The 4,447-nt window shown below is 63.0% G+C and carries 4 protein-coding genes; 1 reads left to right on the plus strand and 3 read right to left on the minus strand.

The window, feature by feature from the left end; translation table 11 throughout:
• A partial coding sequence (locus RMO25_RS13220) for an ACT domain-containing protein (protein WP_309663066.1) occupies window positions 1–636 on the plus strand: 636 nt, incomplete at its 5' end.
• A gap of 66 nt (window positions 637–702) precedes the next feature.
• Here the strand turns inward: RMO25_RS13220 and RMO25_RS13225 are convergent.
• From RMO25_RS13225 to infC, 3 genes are all read right to left on the minus strand, one after another.
• Complete coding sequence (locus RMO25_RS13225; protein ID WP_309663067.1) at window positions 703–3,765, minus strand: TonB-dependent receptor domain-containing protein; 3,063 nt, start codon at window positions 3,763–3,765, stop codon at window positions 703–705.
• A 188-nt stretch (window positions 3,766–3,953) separates the two neighbouring features.
• Window positions 3,954–4,181 (minus strand): PF20097 family protein, encoded by a 228-nt coding sequence (locus RMO25_RS13230; protein ID WP_309663068.1) that lies wholly within the window; start codon window positions 4,179–4,181, stop codon window positions 3,954–3,956.
• Window positions 4,178–4,447, minus strand: a 270-nt coding sequence (gene infC / locus RMO25_RS13235) for a translation initiation factor IF-3 (protein WP_309663069.1), incomplete at its 5' end; no start/stop codon positions are given. The genes RMO25_RS13230 and infC, both read right to left, overlap by 4 nt.

Below are 4,447 nucleotides of genomic sequence, written 5' to 3' on the forward strand. Positions count from 1 at the left end.
CAGGTGGCCATGTCCGAATCGCGCATCGGCGATGCGGTGCCCAGCGTTGCCGCCGAGAATGACGCCGACAGCAACGCCACCCGGATCAGCGTTTTCACCCCCGACCGCGAAGGCCTGTTCTTCCGCATCTGCGCCGGGCTCGCGGCGGCCGGCGCGAACATTATCGACGCGCGCGTCCACACCACCGGCGATGGCATGGCGCTCGACAATCTGCTGGTGGTCGACAGCCAGGGCCGCGCCTATGCGGACAAAAGGCTGCGCAATCGCCTGGTCCGGTCGGTCGAGGCAGCGCTGACCAGCGCGCATCCGCCGCGCCTGGCATCCGCCGATAAGCCCGGCGCCCGAACCGCAGCCTTCCGCATCGCACCCTCGGTGGTGATTGCCGAGCGCGCGTCGAGCCGCACGACGGTGGTTGAAGTCAATGCGCTCGACCGGGTCGCGCTGCTCGCTGCGCTGGCCTGGGCGATCCACGAGTGCGGACACCGCATCCACTCCGCGCATATCGCCACCTACGGCGAGCGCGCGGTTGACGTCTTCTATTTGACGCGGGCCGACGGGAAGAAGCTCAAAGGTGAGGAGAGCGTTGCATTGCACGCGGCATTGCTCGCCGCGGCGCGCGACTCGGTGGGGCTGTAGGCGGCCTTAAAAAAAAGGGCCCACCGCGAGCAGTGGACCCTCTTTCAAATTCGATAGCGCCAGCTCTCAGCCGCGCTCACCGGCCGCCGGCGGCGGTGGCGGCGGCGGGGGCGGTGGCGGCGGAGGCACCAAGCAAGCCGCGCCAGCCTCTATCACGCTGCCATCAGCGCAGGTTTGGGTTGCCGGCGGCGGCGGCGGGGCCGGCGGCGCCACATAGGCCGGAGCCGACGCCCGGCTCGGACCGAACTTCGCGCGCAGGGTCACACCATAGGTGCGCGGCTCGGCGAGGAACGCGCCAAACATCTGGTTCGAGCGGGTGTAGAACCCCTGCTCGACGCCGCGCTGGGTGCCAGAACCTTGGGCGAAAGCGTCGAATGCAACCTGCAGATAATTCTCGTTGAGCATATTCTGCACCCACAGCTCCACCGCCCACCCGCGGTCGGGGCCTTGGATGCCGATGCGCCCGTTGATCACCATATAGGCCTTCTGGATTTTCTCGAGATCGAGATCAGAGCCGGTGTTGAACTTCGATTGGGCGCGCGCATCGATGTAGAACAAGGCGCGCATGCCGTTTCCGGTGATCACAGGATTGAAGCTGATCGAGCCGGTGCCGACGATTGCCGAACTGTTCGACAAGCGCCGATTGGGCAATTCGAACAGCGCGTTGGTCAGTGCGCGTCCGCCGCTGCCGACGAGGTTCGGGCGATACTTGGTACCGACAATCGTGGCGCCGAAATTAATCGAGAGGTCAGGCGCGGGCCGAGTGAACACTTCGATTTCGACGCCGCGACTGCGCACGCCACGACGTGTTCCGCCGGTGCACTGGCCGGTGACCGGGCTGTTGTCGGTATCGGCCCCCGCCAGATCTTCCTTACAGCTGTTGATATTCTCGACGATGAAACGCGTGCCGTCGAACGTGTTGAGCTGGAAATTGTCGAACAACTGATTGAATGCCGCGACATTGATGTCGACCCCGCGGCCGTTGTACTTTGCGCCCAGTTCGAAAGCGTCATTGGTCTCCGGCTCGAAGGTCAGATTGTCGAGGCTCGCCGTGCTCAGCACCGGGCCATTGGCCGCGCCCGACACGGACTGACGAGCAAGACCGGCGCGATCGAGGTTGAAGCCGCCGGCCTTATAGCCGCGCGAGAAGCTCGCATAAGTCAGTAGCTGGTCGGTCGGCTTCCAGCTTAACACCACCGTTCCGGAGAGCTTGCTTTCCGATTTCGTTGCCGGTGCGGGCGTGAAGTTGCCATTGGGGACGGAAGGATTGAAGCACAGCGCCCGCTGCAGCGTGGCGAGCGGGGCATTAGCTGGGGACAGGCTGCTCAGCGTCAGGGCCCGGCACAACGCATTATCGTCCTGGAACGTCGCTTCGACTTCCTTGCGCTCGTGGGTCCAGCGGGCGCCCACGGTGAACTTCAAGCGATCGGTGATGCTGAAGATATTATGCGTGAAAAACGCATAGTTAGTGCTCTGGTGATGATATTCGTCGTTGAGGCCGGCGCCGTTAAGGCTCGCACCAGTCAAGCCGAGATAGGTAATCAGCGAACCATAGCCGGGGCGTAGCGGATTGGCCGTAAGTCCATTCAGGACAGGCTGCTGTGCAAGGAGCGTCGGCAGCTGAGCGCCGATCCCGGCAAACTGGGCGTTTTGAGTTGGCGTGCGCGAGGCCGGCGGAATTGACGCGATGAAATTATACAATGCGATGGCGCCGTTGACCTGGGCCGCGGCACCCTGAAGGACGGGACCGTTAAGGCAGGTGCTGTTGGGATCGGGGCTCGGTGCCAATGCCGCGGGCAGCAGCGCCGACGCCAACAGGCAATTCTGGAAGCGCTCGTAATCCTGGCCATATTCGAGATTATCGCGCACCCGCAGCTTCTCGTTGGCGTAATATCCGCCGACCAGCCAGTCGAGCCGGTCGCCCAAGGTCGTGCCCTGAAGGCGCGCTTCCTGAGTAAAGGTGCGATACCGATTGGACGAACCGCCGTCCGGCGCGCGATGCAGGATGTCGAGATTATTGTAATCCGCGTCGGTTCCGCGAACCCACAAGTTGGAACGGTAGGCGGTGATCGAGGTCAGCTCGGCGCCACCGAAGTCGTAAACGAGCTCGCCCGAAACACCGTAGTCCTTGACGTCGGACCGATAGCCATATCCCGGAGTCCAGGTCGCAAGGCGCTTGTAGGGATCGTCATTGATCACCGCGCCCAGCGCCTGCAACAGCGGTTTTGCGGTCGAAGTCTGGCGGCCGGCGCCGGCGACAAAGTCGGTTGCCGGCAGATATGGCGCGGCGCAGCATTCCTCGTCACGCTTGGCATAGTCGGCGATCAGCCGGAACGACACATCATCGTTGGGCTGGTAAAGTCCCTGCGCGCGAACCATCCAGCGGTCGCGATTATTGACGCGCTCGCCGGTGATCGAGTTCTTAATGAACCCATCGCGTTTCATGTAAACGCCGTCGAGACGGGCAGCGATGGTTTGGGTCAGCGGGCCGGTGGCCCCGAGTTCAACGCGCCTCGAATTGTAATTTCCATAGTCCAGCTGGCCGTAGACCGAGGGCTGAAAACGCGGTTTGGCGGTGATGATCGAGATGATGCCGGCCGATGCGTTGCGGCCGAACAAGGTGCCCTGCGGACCGCGCAGCACTTCGACACGGTCGATCTGGCCAAGCTCCGTCAGCCCGACACCGGTGCGAGACCGGTAGACGCCGTCGATAAACACCGCAACCGAGCTTTCGAGGCCTGGGTTGTCGCCGACCGTACCGACACCGCGAATCCGGGCGACGCCCGCGCCGGCTTCGGACGAAGTTGAAGAAACGAGCAAGGATGGCGACACCTGCATGATCTGGCGAATGTCGCTCGCGCCGGAATTTTCCAGCGTCTCGGCAGTGATTGCGCTGACCGCCAGCGGAACGTCGGACAGTGCTTCGTTGCGCCGGGTGGCGGTAACGATGATGTCGCCGGTGTCGACCGGTTGGCTGTCGACCGCCTGATTGTCGACGGCCGCCGCTTCGGCGGTTGCGCCGTCGGTCGGTTTCGCGGCTCCTTGATCGGTGTCGGTGACTTGCGCCTGTGCCGGAACGGCCAGTGCGAACAGACCTGCTGAAAGCAGCCATACGGATTTGCGCGCCATCTTCGACTCCCCCTGCCAGAGTGATGCAGGAGGGAAGGCTAATCCAGCGATGCGACTAAGGAAAGCGGACCGCAACATTCTGCAACAATTATGCCAACGGATTGCAGCACAAATGCAACAGCCGCTGGGATTTTCCTGCATTCCGTAAGGTAAAGGAACGCGCTGCAACCAGCGTTGCCAGCGGCCCATCAGCCCGATGCGTAGCTTTCGAGATATCCGCAGCGCCGACAGCGATAGGTTGCGACGCCGATCTGGTCGCGGCCGCTCAGCTTGAGGCCGGTCCAGATGCTTTTCTGCGGCAGGCCCGCGACCCACTTGGGAACCGCCCTCGTGCCGTAGGCGACGTCGATTATATAACCCGGCTCCATGGCCGATGAGCAGCGCGGGCAATTCAACGACCGGTTGGGTTCGCTCACTTGGGCGACAGCACCATCAGCATCTGGCGGCCTTCCATGCGCGGGTGCGCTTCGACCTTGGCCAGTTCGGCGGTCTGGTCCTGGACCCGGCGCAGCACTGCCATGCCCAGTTCGTTGTGCGCCATCTCGCGGCCGCGAAAGCGCATTGTCACCTTGACCTTGTCGCCGTCCTCAAGGAACTCGACGACCTTCTTCATCTTGGTGTCATAGTCGTGGTCGTCGATGTTGGGACGCATTTTGATCTCCTGGATCTCCTGCGTCTTCTG

Source organism: Sphingomonas sp. (genome assembly GCF_031361285.1).
GTDB lineage: Bacteria > Pseudomonadota > Alphaproteobacteria > Sphingomonadales > Sphingomonadaceae > Sphingomicrobium.

Excerpts from the sequence above, each read along its gene's own strand:
- RMO25_RS13225 (WP_309663067.1), bottom strand. The coding sequence starts at position 3,765 with ATGGCGCGCAAATCCGTATGGCTGCTTTCAGCAGGTCTGTTCGCACTG.